Here is a 23115-nt window from a genome sequence, read left to right on the forward strand (position 1 = left end):
GGTAAGCCGAGCGCCCGACAGTGGAGAAAGCGCCTACTTGGATAAGATCGTCAGCTGAATTTCGATTGATTTCCTATCGAGGCAAAATCGGCTGGCATTTTTTCACCAGGAGGCTCACGGGTAATTCTACCGGTAACAATCCAAGATGCCTGTTCTCATCTTGGGATCAAATTGCCCTTAACGGGCTGATTGAACTAAAAACTGAATCGAGAGCAAAACGGCAGGTACTATACCGTAGCTAGATGACGTTTGTAACTAGCAGGTGACAGGCGATTATTTCACCTCTACTTGGGCAGGCGCGAGCGGAGGCAGATTTCCTTTTTCCAAGGCAGTGACACGGGGCAAGTTTAGCTTGTTGGTCATCCAACCCTTGTGCACCAACTTGCCACTATGGGGTCCTTCTCCCGCAATCGAACCCGACAAACTGTAGAATGCACTCAAAGCCTTCGGCACCGTCACTGTTTCGCCCTCTTTTTCGGACGCCACCGGCACAACGCTCGCAATCTCGTCTAGAGCGCTCTTGCAACCCTGATGCACGACGCGAGCCGCTCCGCCGACTTGGGCGTCGCTGTACTTGCTGATATCATCCATCAGAAAATCGATAAACCGGCCTTTGCTCTGGAGAGCCGCCAAAACGGCAACCACTTCCGCCTCTGCATTGTTTTTTTTCTCTGGAGCAGGTGTGCTCGCCGCGGAAACAGGCTTCTCCTTGATCTGCTTTTCTGGCGGAGCGACGACGACCTTAAGCACTAGCCAGAGTGCCATAGCCAAGGCTCCAGCGATCATGTAGGTGCCATACTGTTCGAAGCCAGGGACAAAAAGCAGGCCGTTGAGTATTGCGATTAAAACTCCAGCGATAAGGGCTTGGTTTTTCATAGGATAAACTGGTTTGGTAAAAGTTTAGGTCAGATTCAAAAGATCAATTTGCGACCGGTTCACCCTAGCCTATTGGCGGCGATTCCATCGGTGTCCACACCGAAAACGAAACCTAGCGAATCGTGGGCCGACAATCAAAGAGCCTACAGTCTAAACAACGAAGACCGGCAAAGACCGATTTAACAGAGCACAAAAAAGCCGTATCCCTGATCAGGATACGGCTTGAAAGTATTAGTCTTACCAGTCTTTAGCTCGCTTCTGGAGTCGCTGTTGGAGCAGAGACCTCTTCGGCAGCTTCCGCAGTGTCTACGTTGTCCTCGATATCGCCACCAAATGGGAGCGTGATGCGAAGGTCGCGGTAGGTGCGAAGACCGGTACCCGCTGGGATCAAGTGACCCATGATTACGTTTTCCTTGAAACCGTGCAGCTTATCGATCTTCGACAATGTCGACGCATCGGTAAGTACGCGGGTGGTTTCCTGGAAGGATGCAGCGGAGATGAAGGACTCTGTCTCGATCGACGCCTTGGTGATACCGAGGAGAACTGGCTCAGCTTCGGCAGGTTTACCACCCGCTTCGATGATCTCGTTGTTCTCACGGATGAAGGTCGTACGCTCGATTTGCTCACCCCAGAAGAATTCAGTGTCACCTGGATCGGTGATACGAACCTTGCGGAGCATCTGACGGATGATGAGCTCGATGTGCTTGTCGTTGATGGTAACACCCTGCAGACGGTAAACCTCTTGAACCTCGTTGATGAGGAACTCGTACAAGCGGTTTGGTCCGAGGATATCGAGGATTTCGTGCGGATCGGCGGAACCTTCTGTGAGGTGCTGCCCCTTGTGCACGACGTCGCCAACTTGGACGATGATTTGCTTGTTGTGAGGAATGAGGTGCTCTTCCGCTTCGCCAGACTCTTCGTCGGTAACGATGAGCTTGCGCTTGGAGCGAACGGTTCCACCCAAGGAAACGACACCATCGATACGGGCCATTTCAGCAGCTTCCTTCGGACGACGAGCTTCGAATAGCTCAGCAACACGAGGAAGACCACCGGTGATGTCCTTGGTCTTAGAAGCCTGACGTGGTGTTTTCGCAAGCAATGCACCCTGAGCGATTTCGTCGCCTTCGGTTACTGCTACCTGAGCTCCCGTTGGAATGCTGTAGACCGCGAGTACCTTACCAGAAGCGTCCTTGACCTCAACGGATGGATTCAAGTCTTCCTTGTGCTCGATGACCACGATGGCGATACGACCGGAGGACTCGTCGAGTTCCTTCTTGATAGTAACACCTGGGATCATGTCGCGGAAACCGATGACACCTGGCTTTTCGGAAAGAACCGGGATGTTGTAAGGGTCCCACTCTGCGAGCAATTGGCCGGCTTCGATTTCGCCACCGTCTGGAACGCGTAGTAGCGAACCAACTACGATATCGTAAGCTTCCAATTCGCGCCCAGTACCGTCAACGATTTGGACAGAACCCGTCTTATTGAGAACAACGCTTACACCTGGGGCGATCTCAACGAGACGCAGACCGCGGTACTTGACGGTACCACCGTTACGAACCGAGATGCGTGGGTCAGTAACAACCGAAGACGCGATACCACCAATGTGGAAGGTACGCATGGTCAGCTGTGTACCAGGCTCACCGATCGACTGCGCAGCGATGATGCCGACTGAGTCACCAATCTTAGCCAAATCGTTGGAAGCCGGGTTGATGCCGTAAGACTTCGCATCGATACCGTATGGAGCGGTACAGGTGAGCGGAGACATTACCTTGAGACGCTCGATTCCGAGCTCTTCAACACGCTTAGCGATTTGCTCGGTGATCAACTCACCCGAACCGACGACCAATTCGTCCGGTTCGATTGGGTTGTAGACGTCGTCGCAAGAGCAACGGCCTTCGATACGCTCACGCAAGCCAACGATCTCGTCGTCACCTTCAAAGATAGCCTTCTTCCAGATACCTTCACGGGTTCCGCAATCCTGTTCAGTGATGATAACATCCATCGCCACGTCACAAAGCTTACGAGTGAGGTAACCTGCGTCCGCAGTCTTAAGAGCGGTATCCGCGAGACCCTTACGAGCGCCGTGAGTAGAGATGAAGTACTCAAGAACGGTGAGACCTTCACGGAAGGAAGAAAGAATCGGACGTTCGATGATTTCACCAGATGGCTTAGCCATCAGACCACGAGTACCGCAAAGCTGACGAACCTGGTTCGGGTTACCACGAGCACCGGAGTCCATCATCACGTAAACTGGGTTTACGCCTGGCTTGCCGCCATTGGTCTTCAATTGCTCGAACACCGCTTGCTTGATCTCGTCGGTCGCTACGGTCCAGATGTCGATGATCTTGTTGTAGCGCTCACCTGCGGTGATGATACCCTTCTGGTACTGCCCATCAACGTCAGCGATCTTGCCGAACGCGCGGTCAACGATATCAACCTTGGCATCAGGGATGATCATGTCGTCGATACCGATCGAAATACCAGCCATGGTCGCAACGTCGAAGCCAAGCTTCTTTAGCTTGTCCAAAGAAACAACCGTCGCTTCAGGACCAGCCACCTTATAGGTGTTGTTGATCACATCGCCGAGTTCCTTCTTACCAACCTGGAAGTTGATGAAACCAAGCTCGTCTGGCCAAATTTCGCTGTAGCGGATACGGCCAACTGTGGTGGTGATCGTCTTTTGGTCCGAGTTGCCAAAAATGGTTTCACGTCCGTAATCCGGATTCGGGATACGAACCCAGTCGTGAGTGTGAAGAGCTCCGTCCAAGTTGGCGAAAATCGCCTCTGTCTTGTTTCCAACAAGCGGGATACGACTCAATTCTTCCGATCCCTGACGTGGAGTCATGGATAGGTAGTAAGAACCGAGGATAACGTCCTGCGAAGGAGTGAGAATTGGCTTACCGGATGAGGGCGAGAAGATGTTACCTGTCGCCATCATGAGCATCTTACACTCGAGCGTCGCTTCGAGCGAAAGAGGCACGTGAACCGCCATTTGGTCACCGTCGAAGTCAGCGTTATACGCAGTACAAACGAGCGGGTGAACGCGGATCGCCTCACCTTCGATCAAAGTTGGCTCGAAAGCCTGGATCGAAAGACGGTGAAGAGTCGGAGCGCGGTTGAGAAGAACTGGGTGTCCCTTGGTAACTTCTTCCAAAATATCCCAAACTTCTGGCGAGCGCTTCTCGATCATGCGGCGAGCGCCACGGACCGTGTGAACGAAGCCAAGCTCCTTGAGACGGCGGATGATGAATGGCTCGAAAAGAACGAGAGCCATCTTCTTAGGAAGACCACACTGGTTCAGTTTCAGCTCAGGACCGATAACGATAACGGAACGACCGGAGTAGTCGACGCGCTTACCGAGAAGGTTCTGACGGAAGCGTCCTTGCTTACCCTTGAGCATGTCGCTAAGGGACTTGAGCGGACGGTTGCCAGCGCCAGTTACCGGACGGCCGTGACGACCATTGTCGAAGAGCGCGTCAACAGCTTCCTGCAGCATGCGCTTTTCGTTGTGGATGATCACGTCCGGCGTCTTCAACTGCATCAAGTTCTTGAGGCGGTTGTTACGGTTGATTACGCGGCGGTAGAGGTCGTTAAGGTCGGAAGTCGCGAAACGGCCACCTTCGAGTGGAACAAGTGGGCGAAGGTCTGGTGGGATAACCGGCAGGACTTCGAGCACCATCCACTCTGGACGAGAGGAGGACTTGATGAAGCCTTGGATAACCTTGAGACGCTTAGCCAACTTCTTCTTGATCTGCTTCGACTTGGTCGAGCGCATCGCTTCCTGCAGTTCGAGAACGGTGACTTCGAGGTCGGTGTTTACGAGAACATCGCGGAGAGCTTCGGCACCCATTTTGGCCACGAAGGAATCGTCGCCGTACTCGGCCATCGCCTCGAGGTACTCTTGGTCGGTGAGAAGCTGCTTCTCTTCGAGTGGAGTACGGCCTGGATCGGTGACCATGTACGCTTCGTAGTAGATCACGCGCTCGAGACTGCGAGCAGTCATATCGAGCAAGAGACCCAAACGCGAAGGCATGCTCTTGAGGAACCAGATGTGAGTGACAGGAACTGCCAACTCGATGTGGCCCATGCGCTGACGGCGGACGCGAGATACAGTTACCTCAACGCCACAACGGTCGCATATGACACCCTTGTACTTGATTCGCTTGTACTTACCGCAGGCACATTCGTAGTCGCGTACTGGACCGAAGATTCGCTGGCAGAAAAGTCCGCCTGGCTCCGGCTTGAAAGTACGGTAGTTGATGGTCTCCGGGTTCTTGACTTCGCCACGTGACCAGGAACGGATGATTTCTGGTGACGAGACATTAATCGTAACGCAGTCGAAATTCGACTCACGTTCCGCGCTGAGCACTTGTTGAGCTTCTTGCGTAGACATTATATAAAATCCTCAGTCGGTTTGGTTGATTACTTGTAGTCGAGTTCGCTTTGGCGGCCGAGCTTAACATCAAGACCGAGGGATTGGATTTCCTTGATCAAAACGTTGAATGATTCCGGCGTACCGGCCTGCAGCGTGGAGTCGCCCTTGACCAGTGATTCGTAGATTTTGGTACGTCCTTGGACGTCGTCAGACTTAACAGTGAGCAACTCCTGGAGAGTATACGCGGCACCGTAAGCTTCAAGGGCCCAAACTTCCATTTCCCCGAAACGCTGACCACCGTACTGGGCTTTACCACCCAATGGCTGCTGCGTAACGAGCGAGTATGGACCAACTGCACGAGCGTGAATCTTGTGCGAGACAAGGTGATTCAGCTTCAGCATGTACACCCAACCGACAACCACTTCGTTATCGAGCTTTTCACCGGTACGACCGTCGTAAACAGCGGACTTACCTGTGGTTGGGAGACCGGCGTCTGCCAAGTGCTGACGAACAACCTTTTCGGGAATACCGTCGAAGACTGGAGTCGACACCTTCATGCCCAGAACCTTACAGGCCCAACCCATATGGGTTTCGAGAACCTGACCAACGTTCATACGGGAAGGTACACCCAGAGGGTTCAAACAGATCTGGATCGGAGTGCCATCTGGAAGATAAGGCATATCCTCTTCGGGAACGATCTTAGCGACAACACCCTTATTTCCGTGGCGTCCCGCCATCTTGTCACCGACCTTGAGCTTTTCCTTGGTAGCAACGTAGACCTTAACCTGCTTGATAACTCCGGTTGCTGCATCATCACCAGACTCGATGTTAGCAGTCTTACGCTCACGGTCGCCTTCGAGCTCGTCGAACTTGCTCTGGTAGGAACCGATGATCTCCATGATCTTGATACGAACTGGAGATGGGTCGATTTCGACGTGCTTGGAAACCGCAGCGAGCTTACGGAGAAGCGTCTTAGTGATCTTGCGGTTGGCAGGAATGATGATTTCGCCATTCTGACCGTTGACCACGTCGAGAGGAATCTTTTCACCCAAAAGGATGTTGGAGAGAGCCTCGGTGAGACCTTCGCGCAACTTGTCCATCTGAGTCTTGTAGTCCTCATTGATCTGCTTCACCTGACGGCGACGATCCGATGGGCTCAGACGCTCCCGCTCGTAATCGAGACGGCTGGAAACCTTCACATCCATAACGATGCCATCGACACCAGATGGTACGATCAGCGAGGTGTCCTTAACATCGGCAGCCTTTTCACCGAAGATCGCACGGAGAAGCTTTTCTTCCGGAGCGAGCTCAGTTTCGGACTTTGGAGTGATCTTACCAACGAGAATGTCGCCTGGCTTAACTTCCGCACCGACGCGAATAACACCATCGTGGTTGAGGTGCTTGAGAGCTTCCTCACCGACGTTTGGAATATCGCGAGTGATTTCTTCCGGTCCGAGCTTTGTGTCACGGGCAGTAACTTCGAATTCAGAAATGTGGATCGAAGTATAGATGTCGTCCTTGAGAACCTTTTCGGAGATCAGAATCGCATCCTCAAAGTTGTAACCATTCCACGGCATGAACGCGACGAGGATATTCTTACCAATGGCAAGCTCACCATTTTGCGTACAAGGACCATCGGCTATAATCTGCTCCGCCTTGATTGGCTGTCCCTTGGCGACGATCGGCTTCTGGTTGAAACAGGTTCCCGCATTCGAACGCATGAACTTGCGCAACTCGTATACGTGGATGCCAGCCTTTACGTCAGTGTAAGGCTTGCGATCGAAGTTGGCGGGTAATTCGCCGTCCTTGGAAATTACGATTCTCTTGGAGTCAACCGAAGCGACGATACCGTCGATGTCGGAAACTGACACAGTCTTCGAATCGCGGGCAACGCGCTCTTCAATTCCGGTGCCCACAAAAGGAGAGTCGGCTTGAAGGAGAGGAACGCCCTGGCGTTGCATGTTCGATCCCATCAAAGCACGGTTAGCATCATCGTGCTCGAGGAACGGGATAAGACCCGCCGCGACAGATACAACTTGCTTGGTGGAAACGTCCATGAAATCGACTTGATCTGGATCGACTTCCAAGAACTCGCCGGATTGACGGACGGTAACCTTACCCATGAAATTGCCGCTCTCGTCGACCTCAGAATTAGCCTGAGCGATGATCTTCCCCTCTTCCATATCGGCATTGAGGTACTTGATCTCTTCGGTCACGCGCCCATCGACGACTACACGGTACGGAGTTTCGATGAAACCGAATTCGTTAACACGCGAGTATGTCGACAACGAGTTGATCAGACCGATGTTCGGACCTTCAGGAGTCTCAATCGGACAAATACGGCCGTAGTGGGATGGATGAACGTCACGAACTTCAAAACCAGCACGCTCACGATTCAAACCACCAGGACCAAGAGCAGAAAGACGACGCTTGTGCGTGAGTTCTGCGAGCGGGTTGATTTGGTCCATGAACTGCGATAGCTGCGAACGAGCGAAGAAGTCACGGATAACAGTGGTCAAAGCCTTCGGGTTGATCAGCTTCTGAGGAGTGATCGAATCGACGCTTTGATCGTAAAGTGTCATACGCTCACGAACGAGACGTTCGGTACGGGCGAGGCCTAAACGACACTGGTTAGCAAGCAATTCGCCAACGGTACGAACGCGACGTGAACCGAGGTGGTCGATATCGTCGAGGTACCCCTCTCCTGCCTTCAGCTTGATGAGATACTTGGTGGCGAGAACGATGTCTTCGCCTTGCAGCGTGCGTTGCTCAACGTCCACATCCATCTCGAGCTTCTGGTTGATCTTGTAGCGACCAACGCGACCGAGGTCGTAGCGCTTTGGATCAAAAAACAGACGTTTGAGCAGGGCCTTGGCGTTTGCGGTTGTAGGTGGTTCACCTGGACGCAGACGCTTGTAAATTTCCTTGAGGGCCTCCTCTTCATTTTGAGAGGTGTCCTTCTTCATAGCGCGAACAATCGCGCCATCGTCGACTGTTGTGTCGATGACCTTCAGAGTTGGAATACCGTGACCTTCGAACTCGCGAACGATCGCCTTGGTAAGAGGTTCAAAAGCACGTGCAATGACGACACCCTTCTCAGCATCGATGGCGTCTTCAACCAATACGTACTGGGAGACGTTTTCCTTGGCCAAGGCTTCTGAGGTGCCGAGGTCTTCGATCGTGTAAAAGAGCTTTAGGATGTCTACGTCGGAACTGTAGCCAACCGCACGAAGAAGCGTAGTGATAAGGAACTTACGACGACGGCGGCGACGATCGAGGTAAACGTAGAGCAGATCGTTGTTATCAAACTGAACTTCGAGCCAAGTGCCGCGGTCCGGAATGATACGGAAAGCGTGGAGAGGTTTGCCATTTGTGTGTGGAGTTACCTCGTAGGCGATACCAGGGGAGCGGTGAAGCTGAGAAACGACAACACGTTCCGCTCCGTTAATGATGAAAGAGCCGCGCGCCGAAACCATTGGGATCTCTCCCATGTAGATTTCCTCATCCTTGATGTTATCCTCTTCACGAAGACGAAGCTTAACATAGAGAGGAACTGAGTAAGTGATGCCCTCGCGGATACACTCGATTTCGGTAGCCTTAGGATCGCCAACTGTGTAAGAGACAAACTCCAACACCAAGCGCCCGTCGTAACTTTCGATTGGGAAAACTTCCCTAAATACGGCTTCGATACCGTCGTTTTTACGCTCGGATATCGGGGTGTCCTTTTGCAGGAAGTCGAGATACGAGTTTATCTGGATCTCGATAAGATTGGGCGGCGTGATAACGTCCTTAAGTTTTCCGAAATTGATACGGTCTGCCATGTGAATCTCTGCTAGATGTGGGCGAAAATGTGATGAGTCGGCTTGGTGTAAAACGAGGTGGAGTTAACTAAAAAACCCCTCGGTAAATAAACGCAGGAAAGACAGGCGCGTTAAAACGCGCCTGCCTCACGTGAAAAGCTGTAAAAAGCAGCGTGCAACAATGTCTACTTAACTTCGACCTTAGCGCCAGCAGCTTCGAGCTTGGACTTGAGTTCTTCTGCTTCTTCCTTGGAGCAAGCTTCCTTGACAGGCTTTGGTGCGCCTTCAACGAGGTCCTTTGCTTCCTTGAGGCCAAGACCAGTGATCGAACGTACTTCCTTGATCACATTGATCTTCTTGTCGCCAGCAGCGGCGAGGATTACGTCGAACTCAGTCTTTTCTTCAGCAGGAGCAGCAGCGTCGCCACCAGCAGGAGCAGCAGCTACAGCTACGGGAGCAGCAGCGGATACGCCCCACTTTTCTTCGAGGTCCTTAACAAGACCTGCGATGTCGAGTACAGTCTGGCCGCTGAGCCATTCGATTACGTCTTCTTTAGTGATGTCTGCCATCTTCGTAGTGATCGGCTAGTTCAGAGAGATATCTCCTCTTTTAAGACGACGTATCGTCCTAGCCTGTATCTTTTTGTTATGGTGTTTAGAGACGAAGGCATCCAAGCCCTCAAAAATGTGTGTGGTGAATAAAGGGCTACTCGCCCTTGTCGGCCTTGGCCTGGAGCACGTTGAGCATTGCGGTTGGTACGCCGTTGAGAACGAATACCAAGCTTTGAGCTGGTTGGCTGAGCAATCCAAGGAGCTGAGCGCGAAGGGAGTCCAGGTTTGGAAGCTTCGACAAAGCGACAACCTCATCCTTTTCAAGGCGCTGAGAGCTGAGAATGCCTACCTTAACGTCCATCTTGTCCTTCTTGTCGAAGAACTTGGTCAATACCTTCGCAACGCCTGATGGATTGTTGCCACCGATAACGATCGCGTTCTGACCATTAAGGTGCTCGTCAATCTCAGGATAACCACGCTCGCGAGCGGCTACTCTCAGGATGTTGTTCTTAACAACGTGGAACTCTGCCTCTTCCTTTACGAGCTCGGCACGCAATTCGGCGATGTCGATAACGGTCGAACGCTCGTAGTCGGCCAAGAACAAGTAGTCCGACTTGTCGAGGTGAGTGTTGATTTCTTCAACGAGAAATTTCTTTTCGGGTCTCATTTTCTGTAAGCTCCTCTATTTTAGTACTTAGCGAACTCGGAGCTCGAAAGCTTCAAGCTTGGAGTTTGAGTGGCCGAAATGTAAGCGCTCTTGATGTAGCGGCCCTTGAAAGCGGAAGGCCGAGCCTTACCGATTGCTTCCATGATCGCTGTCAAGTTGCCCAGCACTTCTTCGTTGCCGAAGGAACGCTTACCAACGCCAACACCGAGAGAGGCGTTTTTGTCTACCTTGTATTCAACACGACCAGCCATCACTTCCTTGATGGCCTTGGAAATGTCGTCTGAAACGGTACCGGCCTTTGGGTTTGGCATTAGTCCCTTTGGACCGAGGACGCGGGCGATCTTACGAACGTCTTTCATCGCGTCAGGAGTCGCGACAGCTACGTCGAAATCGAACCAGCCGCCTTGAACCTTGGCGATCATATCTTCGAGACCGGCCTCGGTAGCACCCGCTGCCTTAGCAGCTTCCGCATCAGCGGTGAACGCCAGAACACGAACAGTCTTACCGCTACCGTGTGGAAGCATTACTGTACCACGAACCATTTCGTCACCCTTGCGTGGGTCGACGCCCAGCTTGAGAGACACTTCGATAGTCTCGTCAAACTTTGCCTTCGGCAATTTGGCGAGAACTTCAACCGCTTCTGCGATTGTGTATTCTTTACTAAGATCGGCCGCCTCTGAAGCAGCGCGAAACTTTTTGGATAGTTTAACCATTTAGTACTCCTTGCGGTGCAAACGCCTTGCGGCTCCCGCGTTGAGGTTCTTTTCTATTTAACCTTCTACTTCGATACCCATCGAGCGAGCTGTACCTTCGATGATACGTGACGCCGCCTCTGGATCCGTAGCGTTGAGATCGGCCTTTTTCATTTCGACGATCTCGAGAATCTGAGCTTTCGTTACCTTACCTACCTTGTCGCGGTTAGGTACACCAGAGCCCTTAGCCAATCCAGCAGCCTTCTTGAGAAGGACCGCAGCTGGTGGGGACTTTAGAACGAAAGTGAAAGACTTGTCTTGGTAGACAGTGATTACGACAGGAAGGATAAGCCCTGCCTTGTCTTGTGTCTTCGCGTTGTACTCCTTACAGAATGCCATGATGTTGACACCAGCTGCACCAAGAGCTGGGCCGACAGGAGGCGCTGGGTTTGCGCCGCCGGCTGGGAGTTGTAGGCGAATGGTTCCTGTAACTTTCTTTGCCATTTGTTTAGCTTGTTAAGCGTTCGACTTGCCAATACTCCAGCTCTACTGGAGTGAATCTTCCAAAGATCGAAACCGACACCTTGAGCTTGCCCTTTTCCGGGTCTATCTCGTCGATGCGGCCATTGAGATTCAAGAATGGGCCATCCGTAATTTTGACTTCTTCTCCGATCTCGAACTGGACCTTCGGTGTTTCCTTGCCCGTGGCGGCTTCCACTTGGCTGAGAATCGTATCGATCTCAGCCTTTTTGAGAGGCGTTGGACGGTCTCCGCCTACGAAATTGATGACGCCCGCAGTCTCGCGGACGAAATACCAAGGCTTGTTGAGTAGCTTTCCATTCTCGTCGTAAAGACGCATGTGAATGAAAGCGTAGCCTGGATAAAACTTACGCACGATCTGAGACTTCTTGCCGTTTTTAACTTCGGTCACAGTCTCGGTCGGCACGAGGACTTCGAAAACGAACTCCTCCATCTCCTCTTCTTTGATGAACTTGTCTAGGTACCGCTTAACCTTACCCTCTTGATTCGAAAGGGTTTGGATGACGTACCAGGCGGCGCCGGTCTTTGCGCTTAATTCAGACATGGGAACTATAGAACTGGGAGATAATCAGGGGACTAGCGCATCCAACTCGTGAAAAGATTCACGACGTTCGCTATAGAGAAATCCGCAACCGCCACGAAGAGTCCCATGATTGCGATCGCAACAAGTACGACAAAGGTCGACTCGCGCAGCTCAGAAAACGAAGGCCAGCTTGCCTTCTTGAGCTCCGTGATCGTCTCACTTGTGAATATGCGAATACTGCGGAACGGATTTTTCATTTAATAAAAAAATGGCAGGGCAGGAGGGACTCGAACCCCCAACCCTCGGTTTTGGAGACCGATGCTCTACCAATTGAGCCACTACCCTATGCCAAAAAAAACTAAATACAATCGCCGGAACCCGAGGGACGGGCTCCGGCAAAGGATAAAAACTTTAAAACGAAGCTTACTCGACAATCGCAGTGATACGGCCAGCACCGATAGTGCGACCACCTTCACGGATTGCGAAACGCTGACCAGCCTCCATTGCGATAGGCTTGGTGAGGTCAACTTCGATAGAGATGTTGTCACCTGGCATAACCATCTCAACACCTTCTGGAAGCTTGCACACGCCAGTTACGTCCGTGGTACGGAAGTAGAACTGTGGACGGTAGCCATCGAAGAATGGAGTGTGGCGGCCACCTTCGTCCTTAGAAAGAACGTAGATCTCAGCCTTGCCCTTGGTGTGAGGAGTGATCGAACCTGGCTTGGCCAAAACTTGACCACGCTCGATAGCATCCTTGTCGATACCACGGAGAAGGATACCAACGTTGTCGCCAGCCTGACCTTGGTCGAGCATCTTGCGGAACATTTCCACACCAGTAACTGTAGACTTCTGAGTGTCCTTAAGACCAACGATTTCGATTTCTTCGCCAACCTTGATTACACCACGCTCGATACGTCCAGTTGCAACAGTACCACGACCAGTGATCGAGAACACGTCTTCAACAGACATCAAGAAGGGCTTGTCAACTTCACGCTCTGGCTCAGGGATATCGGTGTCGATCGCATCCATTAGTTCTTGGATACATGCCTTACCGAAGTCAGTACCTTCGAGAGCTTGGAGAGCGGAACCACGAACAACAGTTGTGCCGTCGCCATCGAAGTCGTACTTGTCGAGAAGTTCGCGAACTTCCATTTCAACGAGCTCGAGAAGCTCTTCGTCGTCGATGAGGTCACACTTGTTGAGGAATACAACGATCTTAGGTACACCTACCTGACGAGCGAGAAGGATGTGCTCGCGAGTCTGTGGCATAGGTCCATCAGAAGCGGAACATACGAGGATCGCGCCGTCCATCTGAGCCGCACCAGTGATCATGTTCTTTACGAAGTCGGCGTGACCTGGGCAGTCAACGTGAGCGTAGTGACGCTTGTCGGACTCGTACTCAACGTGAGCAACGGAGATTGTTACAACCTTAGTTTCGTCACGAACGGTACCACCCTTGGCGATGTCAGAGTAAGACTTGAGCTCAGCCAAGCCCTTCCCAGCCTGTACAGCCAAGATGGAAGTTGTAAGCGTAGTCTTACCGTGGTCAACGTGTCCAATCGTGCCAACGTTTACGTGTGGTTTCGTTCTTTCGAAGGTTCCTTTAGCCATTTTTGATTCTGAGTTAGGTGTGTATTAAAATTGGTTTCTTGAGAAAAGGTGACCCATCGATGAAACCGATCGACCTCGAAGTGGAGCCCTCGAGCGGATTTGAACCGCCGACCTCGTCCTTACCAAGGACGCGCTCTGCCAACTGAGCTACAAGGGCCTTCCGAGAAGTGGATCTGGAAAAAAAGAAGTGAGAACATGCGCAGGCCGATTTTCCCCGTCAACTACAATATCAACAAAATTCAAAGGCTTTTCACGGTACAATTTCCAGCAGGTAAACCCCGTCCGCAAGCGGCCCGAAGCCCGCTAAATTACCATACACGATACGGGTCAAAAGCCTGTCGGCCTCGATAAAGCCGGTCCCCTCCACCACCGAAACCCCTCCTACAGGAAAACTGCTCTCAACCGTAGCGAGCAAAACTGCCGGTCGCATGTCAGGCCATGAAGCGAAGAGACGCTCTACCGCATCATTATATATAGTAGTAGCTAAAATCGTAGCGCCATTTTCTGGCTTCTGCAAAGCAAGCGACAACCCCTTGCCATCGACAAATTCCCTTTCGCTGATCTCCCTGCCGAGCTCGCGGAACGGCGGGTAACCGAATTCCACCTGAGCACGGGACAGCCTATCGTAACTCGCGGTGACATTACCAAAATCATCGATGTAGTTTCCGTCCTCCAATTCGAACTCGGGAGGAAACTCAGGAAAGATCTCCTCCTCCTCCTGCCAATAGCCCACGAAATTGGCAGCATTGGACGAATTCCAACGCGTCGGAAGCAACATAGGCCGCGGATCAAAGAGCGACATCTCTTCAGTGGCGGAATCCAAATACTGGATTTCCGCAAATTGTCGGCTTTGCCGCTTCAGCTCCTGCTTACTGTCACGAGTCAAAGCCACGCTCCAATATAGAACGAGATGAAAAAGAACCGCCGCGACTGCCGCCCAAGTCCAGCGAATCGTCCGGCCAAACGTGGTCTTCGCCTCTTGCTTCAAGGCCCGAATACCTCTCCGGTCGACTTTTTCGTCTCCGTGGCAAGCTGTACGCGCTCGTAGCCATTTGCGATAGCCAGCTCTACTAGAGAGCTGAGCGTTGTCATTGAAACAGCCTTGTCTGCTTTCACCAACAACGTTGCCTTCTCCGGTGCAGCGCCACGCGACTCGAAGAGCTTCGCCAACGAATCTAGATCGAGCACACTATCCTGGTAAAAGATCATTTCCTGCCCCTTCACCTCCGAGACACTGACCACTTCATAAACGGCCGAAATCGCGACCTGCGATGATTCCACTTCCGGAAGAGCAAGCGTAAGCCCTGGAGCCATCACGAACTTCGAACTGAAAAGGGTAAAAAACAGCCCGATCGCGCAAAGGTCCAAAAAGGGCCAAAACGTAAGCTTAGCTCTCTTTGGCAACTCCGCTTCCAGCTTCAGCATCGTCCCCTCCCTCCTGAGATTCGGCCAAACCGACAAGGTCTTCGCGGCCCTTCACGCGGGTAAAAATCACGACTAGCTCCTGCGCCAACCACTCCATCTCTAGAACGACGGTCCTAATCCGCCCCACGAGAAAGTGATGCGCCATAATCGCAGCTGCTGCTAAAGCGAGTCCGGTCGCAGTGCTGACCAATGCCTGCCAACCGCCGGATGCAAGATGTCCCGCATGGACATACACACCTTGCTGCTCGTACTGCATGAAACTGTCGATCATGCCGATAATCGTTCCCAGCAAACCGAAAATGGGGGCCACTTGAGCGACCGCGTACAAGGCCCCCACCCGACGCTTGACTGGAGCGAGCTCTACCACCGCAGCCTCCCGAACCACTTCGCGGATCTCGGCGTTGCTCTCGCGAAAACTCATCAGACCAGCCTTCACCATGGAAGCGGCGGGACCCGGGGTGTCCTGGCAAATGGTTAGAGCTTCGATCAGTCGCCCTTTCCGAAGAGAATTCTCGATCCCCGACAGAAACTCCTTCGAGCGAATCTGATTACGGTGGAGAAACAAGGCTCGCTCCACAAAAACTACGAGGGCAACCAAGCTGAGAGCAAACAGAGGCCACATGACCAGCCCTCCCTGCCTAAACGTTTCGAACAACTCTAACTGAAGCGATTCCATCTATGATTCCAATTCCTAGAAAAAACGGTCCATTAACCCGGTGTAAGCAAATCAATTCGCCAAGGAAGCCCCTACCGAAGTCTCGAGCAATTGCAGCCGGTCCCTCGCGAGCTCCGCGCCATTGAGGCCGTGCTTAATTATCTCACGGTAAAACAGATTCGCCTTATCGATATCCCCCTCTTCACCGCTTAACTCAGCTAGGCTGAAAAGAGCGCGAGCGAGCCAGTACCGCCCCTTCGCATTCAACTCTCGGATCCTCAGTTCCTCGACAAGCATTTTGTCGTAAAGCACCCAAAAGATTTGCTTCGCCCTCAGAGCTTCGCCGCGGGAACGCCTGACTTGCCCCAGCTTGAACCCCGCTTCGATTCGCAGATCCAACGGAGCCTCCGGCAAATCCGCCAAATGCTCGAATCGCGAAATGGCCCCGTCGAATTTCACAGGATTACGATCAGCCTGAGCCAGTAGGGTTTCGGCCATGGACATTTGAGCCAAAAACCGATCGGGGCGGTCCGAGTATTCGTTTTCCAAACGGTAGTAGATTTGCTCCGCAGAACTGAACTTATTAAGGCGCCGCAGCAAGTCAGCCTGCATCAGACGAGCTCGGAACACGATATCGGAATCGGGATAGTCCGTCGCGATCCGCTGCAAAAGCTTAGTCGCCTCGTCCAAGTAAGCGTCTTGCCCGCGTTGTTCCGCATTCAAGGCAGCCTCAAACAAGGCCAACGGAGCCAGCCTGTGCTCACTGTAGCGGTCGGCCAGAGACACCAAAAGCTGCTGAGCCTCTACCGTGCGGTTGATCTTGGTGAGATAACGAGCCTCCGAGATGAAGGATAATAGCGACGCCTCTTTCCCGGGATACTCCGTCCGCAATTCCTTGAGGATCTCCACCGCTTCCTCGGGCTCTCCCAAGGCGAAATATGCTTCGGACAACGAAAGCTGGCTGCTCGCCAAAACCTTACCAAGCAAGTCTTCCTCTTCCTCGGTCCAAATTTCGCCATCAACAAAAGACTCTATCTCTCGCACCCAATCGATCGTGTACTCGGGATCTCCCGAGACCACCGACAAGCGTGCAGTCAGCCACAGGAGCCGAAGCTTGAGCAAACGGGTAGTCGACTCTGACAAGACCGCCTCTTGGGCACGGTCGTAGGCCTCTGATCCACGACCCTGTCGCCTCATCTCCCTCAACACAAGCCACTGGGCCTGCCAAATCATTTCAGATTCCGCCAAGGATCGGAGCCGATCATCGTCGACCGCTTCGATCGCCAGATCGAGCTGACCCGCTTTAAGCCGCGAGTAGATCAGCTGAAAAAACAAACGGCCACCTTGCCCGAGCGAGGTTACATTGGCCAAGGCAGTGGCGTAGGCTTCGGCGGCGTTACGGAAGTCATCCCGCGTATTCGAATGCAGCCCTGCATGGAGGTAACAATCCGCGATCAATGACGAAAGCCGGTAATCTGCCCTCAAGTCGGCATACTCCGTCCGCATCTGTTGGAGTCGACTGGCTGCAGTCCGGTAACGCTCTCGATTCCAAGACGAGGAAGCCTGCAGGGCCAACATTCCGCGGCGGTACGGAGAGCGCGGAAACCTTCTTTGCAATTCGGCGGCATCCTCCTCCGCTTCGACAAAGTCATCGTCCAGGAAGCGAAACACCGCTCGATAGTACAAAGCTTGGTCCAACAGCAAATGCTCCCGGCTCGCCCCTATCATTTGGTCTAATGTCTGACGGATGATATCCTGAGTTCCAGCCCCCTCGGTGCGGGCCTGACTAAAGGCCTGCTGCAGAGCGATGCTCATCAGGTCTGGGAAATCATTGGCAGAAATCAACTCCGTTAAAGCCTGCCTCCCCTCCGACCTTTCGAGGCCCGCCGCCATGGTCGCAAGCAACTGAAATTGGGCTTTCTCCAAGCCCATGCCTTCGGGGATTTCCATCAAACTCCTCGAGATCAGATCGATCGCCGCCTCCCGGTCTCCAGAGTCGTAGAGCAACGCTGCCAATTGCTGGGCATATACAAACCAAATTTCACGCCCCTCATTCTCGAGAAGCGCGCTTTGAAGTTGTGGAATGGTGGCAACCGAAGCGGCGCTAGAGTCCAACAAGCTACGAAAAATCAAATATCCAATCTGAGAGGATAATGCCGGAGAGGTGCCATATGCGGCTTTACGAGCTTCGGCAAAATGCTTCTGTGAATCGTCGAAATTACCGGCTGACAAATCCCCCCAACCAAGCAAAAACCAGTACCAAGCCCCTTCCCCTCCTTGCAGGCTTTCCATAGATACGTCAGCAAGGTTCGTCATTACGCCCGCGTCATCGCCCTCGGCATAAGCCATCATTGCTTCGCGGAGTGCGATGCGTTCCAAAGCTTGCCCTTCCGAGTACTCGCCAGCGAGCTCGAGCAGGCGAGCCCGAGCCTCTACCCATTGCGTGGTGGCCAACAGGGAATCCAAAACCACCAAAGAATTTTCGAAGGCCGCATCCTCTTCCTCCACATAAGACTCCGCTTCGACCGCGAGTTCGTAGCTCAGGTCATAAGCTCCCACAGCCAAAGCACGGCGAGCGCTTCCCGCTAGCCAGTAACCTTTCGCCAGAAGCGAAAGATCCTCTTCGATCGATTCGCTCTCTGAGAAGGGAGCCGGATCTTCCGCAACCGGGATCGCCAAATCCTCCGGCTCGATAGCCCTTAAGCCTATAGGGCCAGCCATAAGGCAAACTACGCTGAGTATGCAAAAACGCATTCGCTTCTCTAAGTCAGCAAAGACCAGACGAGGTTTCAGCCCAATGCCGAATACGGCAACGCTTAAATATGGCGAGAATCCGCCTCGTCCTTGACCGTATATCCGCTGTCCTGCCGCTGATGGTTCACCTTGTTCTTAGCAACATAGGCTTCATAGACATCATCCGCAGACATTCCCAAGGTTTGGGCTAGCGAAATCAGGAAGTGAAACAGGTCGATCACTTCAACCTTGGCGTTCTGCTTGTCAAATTCCTGGTACTTGGCCCACCACTTCCAAGGGACCGAATCGATCAGCTCAGCCATCTCTTGCTGCATGGCCCGCGAATAGTTTAAAACCCACTTCGTTTGCTCCTCCTCATCGATCTCCTTGAGATTCACGCCGATGCGCGCGTTGAGCTCTTCCTGCATTTCAAATATCCGCTGAAGCTTATCCATAAGGACCTGCTTGCTAGCCAGCATCCCGCCGTCACGCAAGGACCAAGGCATTTAAGTTTGAACTTTTCATTTCATTAGTAAAGTACCTCTCCCGCGGTATAGAAGGGCCCCCACCCAACGACTCGCCGGGTCCTCCGCATTTCTCACCGCGAGTCGCACGCCAGATCGATGACTAAATACCGACTGGCAAATGAGTAACACCATGTCACACACAGAAGAAAAAAACACTCCGTCGCAGCAGCCGGAGGCGCAAAACGATCCCGTCGCTGAATTCGCAGACGAACTCCATATCGTTGACGCCATGAAGCCCAGCGCTGCCCCGACGTCGAACAACAAGCCGCTCCGATACGGCACCCGTAGAAAAAAGGCCGGCGAAGCCGGGCCTGTCATCCAAAACCTCAGCTCATTCAGCGAAGCCGAAGAAGAAGAGATCGAAATGGACGATCTCCCAATCCGAGCCAACGCGCCGGAAGAGCTGATCGATACGAGACCTAACCCGAGCGAATCTCGCGAAGAGTCCGGCGAACGCCGTCCTCGCCGCAACGATCGCTCGCGCGGAGAGCGACGCGAACGCAAGCCACGTGAACGCGCTCCGAAAAAGACAAACGAAGCAGAAACGGCTGAAACCTCCGGTTCCGAAGAGATCGCGGAATCCGAGCGCCCCGCCCGCTTCGGCACCGTAGCTCCAACAGACTCGAGCTCGAAATCCGATGTGGTAGAATTCCGCCCATCTCGCGATGGACGCACCGCCAAGAAACGAGCTCGCAAGCCTCGCGAGGAAACAGCAACTGCCAAACCAAGCAGCAAAGCGACTCCGCCCAAGAAAAAAGGACTTCTTTCCAAAATCATCGCCTTCTTCACCGGCGGCGAAAAGGAAGAGGAAAGCAAGCCAAGTCGCGGTGGCAAGCGAGGTGGTCCCAACTCTCGCCGCGATCGCGAGCGCAGAGGACCTAAGAACCGCCAAAATCGTGAGGGCGAAAACAAGGACAGCGAAGGGGGAGAAAACCGCCGCCGCCGTCGTCGCCCACGCAACCGTAATCGCAAACCGCGCCCAGATGGCGAGAATGGCGAGCAAAAGCAACAAGGCGAACGCCAGAGCCGCGAAGGCGGTGGCAATCGCCGTCGACGCCCGCGTCGCCCACGTCGTGAGGGCGGCCCGAGAGGAGAAAGTTCCGCTCGAGCCGAAGGCCGTCGCGCCCGACAAGAAAGCGAAACCAAGTAACCGTTCGCGTTAAGAATCACCTCAAGCCCTGCAGCCAAAAGCTGCAGGGCTTTTTAGTACCTCGGCACTATCTTTAAGACATTCCGCCCAAAAAGATCCGCCCGGAATACACCCTAGTCTACCACCAACGTTTCGTATTCATCCTACTAATACACTACAAAAGCAGTACTAAAATAGGGATATTTCCTGCGTTTTTCTATCTCCTTCATCCTAAGGATCGAAGGTTACCCACCCAGATTTGTAATTATGATTCCCCTACAAAGATATGCCTTTGTAAAACAATTCTGAGGATGCCCGTCCTCTGTACACTAATACCTAAGCAGGACGAACTAGATGCCTACTAATATTCTCAAATAATCGTTCGTCATCAGCAACTTACGATTCCCGGCTGAACAACAAGCCAATATCCACCCTTCCCACGCTAAGCGCATGCCGCCCAACTCTATTAACAATCACCTTATCGGTATACCACGAATTGCCCGTCTATTTCGATTAGAGCCACGGGTATCGCTCCGCAGGCGAAAACACCGATTCAAACTATCCGAAGCACTTCGCAGGTCAGAAAGAGAGTTGGAGAAGTCGAATAAGTTGGTCCAAGACGTCTTCATAAGTCTGGGCGACCACTTCAAGCACCAGGTATTTTTGACTGACAAATTATTGGAACAAGGGAGAGCGATAACCTCACACCAAGATTCAGGTGAAAAATCCGGCATCTTTGACCAAGCCTTAGAACTCGTAACTAGCTCTATTGACTTCGCCGTCACTTCCTCCGCAAGCAACACCCGTCTCGTCGAGGCGTTCACTCGATATAGCGAGCAATACAATATCGTGAAAAAGGGCGAAGCCCAGCTAGCGAAAACTGTCGTCCCTCTCCAAATCATAGAACGCCTGTTCCGAATCGAGGCGTCCAACCTTCCCCAAGAGCTACAAAGCTCCTTCGATTCTCTATCAAAGGAGATAGCGAGTCTCCACGGTGAAATGCGACTAATTCTGGATGACCAATTCGCAGCCCTGCGCGCGACGGGGCAAAAGATCACAAGCGCAAAGTCTCAGCTCTCGGAACACTCTCGGCAATTGAGCGAACTCGTCGCGAAGACTCGGGTGGAAATTGATTCCACCCTCGTAAACATCCGAGAAAACATCGAGTTGAACCAGCTTCGAAATCAGAAGCTGTTAGAGATCACACATAAAATCTCCGTTCAAAACGAACAAGTTATGGTCGGGCTTCAGCAGCAGGACTTCATGAACCAACGCTGCCAACACGTGATTCAAGGAATCAATCGGATCATTGAAGGGCTGAACGACAAAAACGGCCTCTTGAATCAAACGGGCCTTAACGCCATAGCTCCCCTACTTTTTGTTGAAAGCAAGCAACTGCAATCTATTCAAACCGAGCTAGATGGTGCTTACGCATCAATAGAGCAAGGCTTCCAAAACACTTCCGACTTACTCGAGGGTTTCGGCGAAAAGCAGCTATCCCACGTCAACCTAGAGGAAACTAAAAATTCGATTACCGTCGTAGTTGATTCCCTATTACAGGCAATTGAACAAGCCAATCATCTAGCTAAAACAGCCGGAGAAGGTACATCTGCGATCTCACAAGCAGTTGACTCATTTAGCGGCACAGCAAGCGATGTAACTCGCAATCTGTTCACCATCGCTTCTGGGATTAAATTGATCGCCCTCAACGCACAAATCCAGGCCGCCAAAATGGGAGAAGGAACCGGACTCGAGGTTCTCTCAGGGCGTACTTGCGAGCTCTCATCTGAAACTGAGACGCATACCCGTCAAATAGGGAGCGAGCTTGAAAACCTTTCCAGCCTCTTGGAGTCAGTAATAAGCGAATGTTCCTCATTGCAGTCGGCATCCGCTCAGAAGTCAGGCTTCTTGCAAGCCAAAGGAGACAAAATCAGAGAAGGATTAAGTGGATACAGGCGACAAACCTCTGAATCTCTAAACGCTTTTTCTCAATCGCTAAAGGACAGCTACCAGAACGCTAAGAGAATGGTAGTTGCATCAAAACTACCGAGAGCTCCCCAAGAGACAATTTCACTTATACGAGCAAAGCTAGAGGAAGCCGAACTCTGCCTTCCGCAACGTTTGGGTAGTCTCAAGCCAAGCGGCATATCGCATACAGTCCAACATAACTATACCATGGAATCAGAACGGAAAGTGCATGAGGAAGCCTTGAAAATTTTCGAAAACCGAGAGTTGAAAAACCTGCAAGGGTTAAATCCAGCAACTCCTCCCGGGGATCTCCAAACATCATTCGCAGCAAGCAACAATATAGAACTCTTTTGAGGATGAAACAGAACCAAGAAGGCGATAACACCAGATACCAAACAGGAGAACACCTCATAGTAGAAGACGTTCTGGAAGCGAAAGAAAAGATACTAAAAGCGTTAGGCAGAAACTCTAAGCTCATCCTCGATCTATCGCAGCTAAATCAAGTCGATACCTTCGGTATACAACTTCTCGCGTCAGCTCTTAAATCAAGCTCCGCCGACTATATAAAAATCGAAAATCCAACCGAAGACTTTCGAGCGACCTGCCGCAAGGTCGGACTGTTCTCAATTTGTACAGAAACCCCTTAACAGCACGAAAATGAGCAAAACAATAATGACTGTAGACGACTCTCCCAGCGTCCGGCAAATGGTGGGACTTGCCCTCATGCAAGCCGGACACAAGGTCGTCGAAGCAGCAGATGGGCGACAGGCTTTAGAGAAGCTTAAGAGCAATCCCGTCAATATGGTCATCACTGACCTCAATATGCCGAATATGAACGGTATCGAGCTGATAAGAAACCTTCGAGCAAACCCAGCCTTCAAGTACACGCCAATCATAATGCTCACCACCGAAACACAGGCGGAGAAAAAAGCGGCAGGAAAGGCGGCTGGGGCCACAGGTTGGATCGTGAAGCCATTTTCCGGAGAGCAACTCCGTGGCGTAGTTACAAAGGTACTACGTTAGGCCAAAAAACGAAA

At 52.3% G+C, this 23115-nt stretch carries 19 protein-coding genes and 2 tRNA genes; 4 read left to right on the forward strand and 17 right to left on the reverse strand.

Annotated elements, in window-relative coordinates; genetic code table 11:
* Positions 1–273 precede the first annotated feature (273 nt).
* From H5P27_RS10185 to H5P27_RS10265, 17 genes are all read right to left on the reverse strand, one after another.
* The gene (locus tag H5P27_RS10185) at positions 274–876 is read right to left on the reverse strand and encodes a DUF2760 domain-containing protein (RefSeq protein ID WP_221774673.1); all 603 of its coding nucleotides are present in this window, start codon (positions 874–876) and stop codon (positions 274–276) included.
* Between the two features lie 247 nt (positions 877–1123).
* Entirely contained in the window at positions 1124–5272 is a 4149-nt protein-coding gene (gene rpoC / locus H5P27_RS10190; protein ID WP_185660291.1) for a DNA-directed RNA polymerase subunit beta', read from the reverse strand.
* A gap of 29 nt (positions 5273–5301) precedes the next feature.
* Positions 5302–9075, reverse strand: a complete 3774-nt coding sequence (gene rpoB / locus H5P27_RS10195; protein ID WP_185660292.1) for a DNA-directed RNA polymerase subunit beta — start codon at positions 9073–9075, stop codon at positions 5302–5304.
* Between the two features lie 164 nt (positions 9076–9239).
* Entirely contained in the window at positions 9240–9623 is a 384-nt protein-coding gene (rplL, locus tag H5P27_RS10200) for a 50S ribosomal protein L7/L12 (RefSeq protein ID WP_221774674.1), read from the reverse strand.
* A gap of 136 nt (positions 9624–9759) precedes the next feature.
* Positions 9760–10272: a 50S ribosomal protein L10 gene (gene rplJ / locus H5P27_RS10205; protein ID WP_185660293.1), complete on the reverse strand. Its 513-nt coding sequence runs from the start codon at positions 10270–10272 to the stop codon at positions 9760–9762.
* A gap of 20 nt (positions 10273–10292) precedes the next feature.
* A complete protein-coding gene (gene rplA, locus H5P27_RS10210; RefSeq protein ID WP_185660294.1) occupies positions 10293–10985 on the reverse strand; it encodes a 50S ribosomal protein L1 in 693 nt (230 codons plus the stop codon).
* Positions 10986–11042: 57 nt separating this feature from the next.
* On the reverse strand, positions 11043–11468 hold the full coding sequence (gene rplK / locus H5P27_RS10215) for a 50S ribosomal protein L11 (protein WP_185660295.1): 426 nt from the start codon (positions 11466–11468) through the stop codon (positions 11043–11045).
* Positions 11469–11472: 4 nt separating this feature from the next.
* Positions 11473–12048: a transcription termination/antitermination protein NusG gene (gene nusG, locus H5P27_RS10220; RefSeq protein WP_185660296.1), complete on the reverse strand. Its 576-nt coding sequence runs from the start codon at positions 12046–12048 to the stop codon at positions 11473–11475.
* 32 nt (positions 12049–12080) lie between these two features.
* Positions 12081–12284 carry a preprotein translocase subunit SecE gene (gene secE / locus H5P27_RS10225; protein ID WP_185660297.1) on the reverse strand — a complete coding sequence of 68 codons (204 nt, stop codon included), beginning with the start codon at positions 12282–12284 and terminating at the stop codon, positions 12081–12083.
* 12 nt (positions 12285–12296) lie between these two features.
* Positions 12297–12372 (reverse strand) — tRNA-Trp (locus H5P27_RS10230).
* 78 nt (positions 12373–12450) lie between these two features.
* The gene (gene tuf / locus H5P27_RS10235; RefSeq protein WP_185660298.1) at positions 12451–13641 is read right to left on the reverse strand and encodes an elongation factor Tu; all 1191 of its coding nucleotides are present in this window, start codon (positions 13639–13641) and stop codon (positions 12451–12453) included.
* 81 nt (positions 13642–13722) lie between these two features.
* Positions 13723–13798, reverse strand: a tRNA-Thr gene (locus H5P27_RS10240).
* A gap of 93 nt (positions 13799–13891) precedes the next feature.
* Positions 13892–14629, reverse strand: a complete 738-nt coding sequence (locus H5P27_RS10245; RefSeq protein WP_185660299.1) for a hypothetical protein — start codon at positions 14627–14629, stop codon at positions 13892–13894.
* Entirely contained in the window at positions 14626–15066 is a 441-nt protein-coding gene (locus tag H5P27_RS10250; RefSeq protein ID WP_185660300.1) for an ExbD/TolR family protein, read from the reverse strand. Before H5P27_RS10250 ends, H5P27_RS10245 begins: the two co-directional genes overlap by 4 nt.
* Positions 15029–15742, reverse strand: coding sequence for a MotA/TolQ/ExbB proton channel family protein (locus H5P27_RS10255; RefSeq protein ID WP_221774675.1), 714 nt, complete (start codon positions 15740–15742; stop codon positions 15029–15031). Before H5P27_RS10255 ends, H5P27_RS10250 begins: the two co-directional genes overlap by 38 nt.
* Positions 15743–15793: 51 nt before the next feature.
* Positions 15794–18442 (reverse strand): tetratricopeptide repeat protein, encoded by a 2649-nt coding sequence (locus tag H5P27_RS10260; protein WP_185660301.1) that lies wholly within the window; start codon positions 18440–18442, stop codon positions 15794–15796.
* Positions 18443–18537: 95 nt separating this feature from the next.
* Positions 18538–18909 (reverse strand): dUTP diphosphatase, encoded by a 372-nt coding sequence (locus tag H5P27_RS10265; RefSeq protein ID WP_185661277.1) that lies wholly within the window; start codon positions 18907–18909, stop codon positions 18538–18540.
* A 190-nt stretch (positions 18910–19099) separates the two neighbouring features.
* Here H5P27_RS10265 and H5P27_RS10270 point away from each other — a divergent pair, with 190 nt between their 5' ends.
* From H5P27_RS10270 to H5P27_RS10285, 4 genes are all read left to right on the forward strand, one after another.
* Complete coding sequence (locus tag H5P27_RS10270; protein ID WP_185660302.1) at positions 19100–20131, forward strand: hypothetical protein; 1032 nt, start codon at positions 19100–19102, stop codon at positions 20129–20131.
* Positions 20132–20773: 642 nt separating this feature from the next.
* Positions 20774–22432, forward strand: a complete 1659-nt coding sequence (locus tag H5P27_RS10275) for a methyl-accepting chemotaxis protein (RefSeq protein ID WP_185660303.1) — start codon at positions 20774–20776, stop codon at positions 22430–22432.
* A gap of 2 nt (positions 22433–22434) precedes the next feature.
* Positions 22435–22725 carry an STAS domain-containing protein gene (locus H5P27_RS10280; protein WP_185660304.1) on the forward strand — a complete coding sequence of 97 codons (291 nt, stop codon included), beginning with the start codon at positions 22435–22437 and terminating at the stop codon, positions 22723–22725.
* Between the two features lie 10 nt (positions 22726–22735).
* Positions 22736–23101: a response regulator gene (locus H5P27_RS10285; RefSeq protein ID WP_185660305.1), complete on the forward strand. Its 366-nt coding sequence runs from the start codon at positions 22736–22738 to the stop codon at positions 23099–23101.
* Positions 23102–23115 lie beyond the last annotated feature (14 nt).

Source organism: Pelagicoccus albus (genome assembly GCF_014230145.1).
In the GTDB taxonomy this organism is placed as follows: Bacteria; Verrucomicrobiota; Verrucomicrobiia; order Opitutales; family Opitutaceae; genus Pelagicoccus; species Pelagicoccus albus.

What these genes read in the sequence shown, in the direction of transcription:
- H5P27_RS10280 (WP_185660304.1), top strand. Translation starts at nt 22,435, where the DNA reads ATGAAACAGAACCAAGAAGGCGATAACACCAGATACCAAACAGGAGAA.
- rpoC (WP_185660291.1), bottom strand. Translation starts at nt 5,272, where the DNA reads ATGTCTACGCAAGAAGCTCAACAAGTGCTCAGCGCGGAACGTGAGTCG.
- rplA (WP_185660294.1), bottom strand. Translation starts at nt 10,985, where the DNA reads ATGGTTAAACTATCCAAAAAGTTTCGCGCTGCTTCAGAGGCGGCCGAT.
- H5P27_RS10285 (WP_185660305.1), top strand. Translation starts at nt 22,736, where the DNA reads ATGAGCAAAACAATAATGACTGTAGACGACTCTCCCAGCGTCCGGCAA.
- nusG (WP_185660296.1), bottom strand. Translation starts at nt 12,048, where the DNA reads ATGTCTGAATTAAGCGCAAAGACCGGCGCCGCCTGGTACGTCATCCAA.
- rpoB (WP_185660292.1), bottom strand. Translation starts at nt 9,075, where the DNA reads ATGGCAGACCGTATCAATTTCGGAAAACTTAAGGACGTTATCACGCCG.
- H5P27_RS10265 (WP_185661277.1), bottom strand. Translation starts at nt 18,909, where the DNA reads ATGGATAAGCTTCAGCGGATATTTGAAATGCAGGAAGAGCTCAACGCG.
- tuf (WP_185660298.1), bottom strand. Translation starts at nt 13,641, where the DNA reads ATGGCTAAAGGAACCTTCGAAAGAACGAAACCACACGTAAACGTTGGC.
- secE (WP_185660297.1), bottom strand. Translation starts at nt 12,284, where the DNA reads ATGAAAAATCCGTTCCGCAGTATTCGCATATTCACAAGTGAGACGATC.
- rplL (WP_221774674.1), bottom strand. Translation starts at nt 9,623, where the DNA reads ATGGCAGACATCACTAAAGAAGACGTAATCGAATGGCTCAGCGGCCAG.
- rplJ (WP_185660293.1), bottom strand. Translation starts at nt 10,272, where the DNA reads ATGAGACCCGAAAAGAAATTTCTCGTTGAAGAAATCAACACTCACCTC.
- H5P27_RS10185 (WP_221774673.1), bottom strand. Translation starts at nt 876, where the DNA reads ATGAAAAACCAAGCCCTTATCGCTGGAGTTTTAATCGCAATACTCAAC.
- H5P27_RS10250 (WP_185660300.1), bottom strand. Translation starts at nt 15,066, where the DNA reads ATGCTGAAGCTGGAAGCGGAGTTGCCAAAGAGAGCTAAGCTTACGTTT.
- H5P27_RS10255 (WP_221774675.1), bottom strand. Translation starts at nt 15,742, where the DNA reads ATGGAATCGCTTCAGTTAGAGTTGTTCGAAACGTTTAGGCAGGGAGGG.
- H5P27_RS10270 (WP_185660302.1), top strand. Translation starts at nt 19,100, where the DNA reads ATGAGTAACACCATGTCACACACAGAAGAAAAAAACACTCCGTCGCAG.
- rplK (WP_185660295.1), bottom strand. Translation starts at nt 11,468, where the DNA reads ATGGCAAAGAAAGTTACAGGAACCATTCGCCTACAACTCCCAGCCGGC.
- H5P27_RS10260 (WP_185660301.1), bottom strand. Translation starts at nt 18,442, where the DNA reads ATGGCTGGCCCTATAGGCTTAAGGGCTATCGAGCCGGAGGATTTGGCG.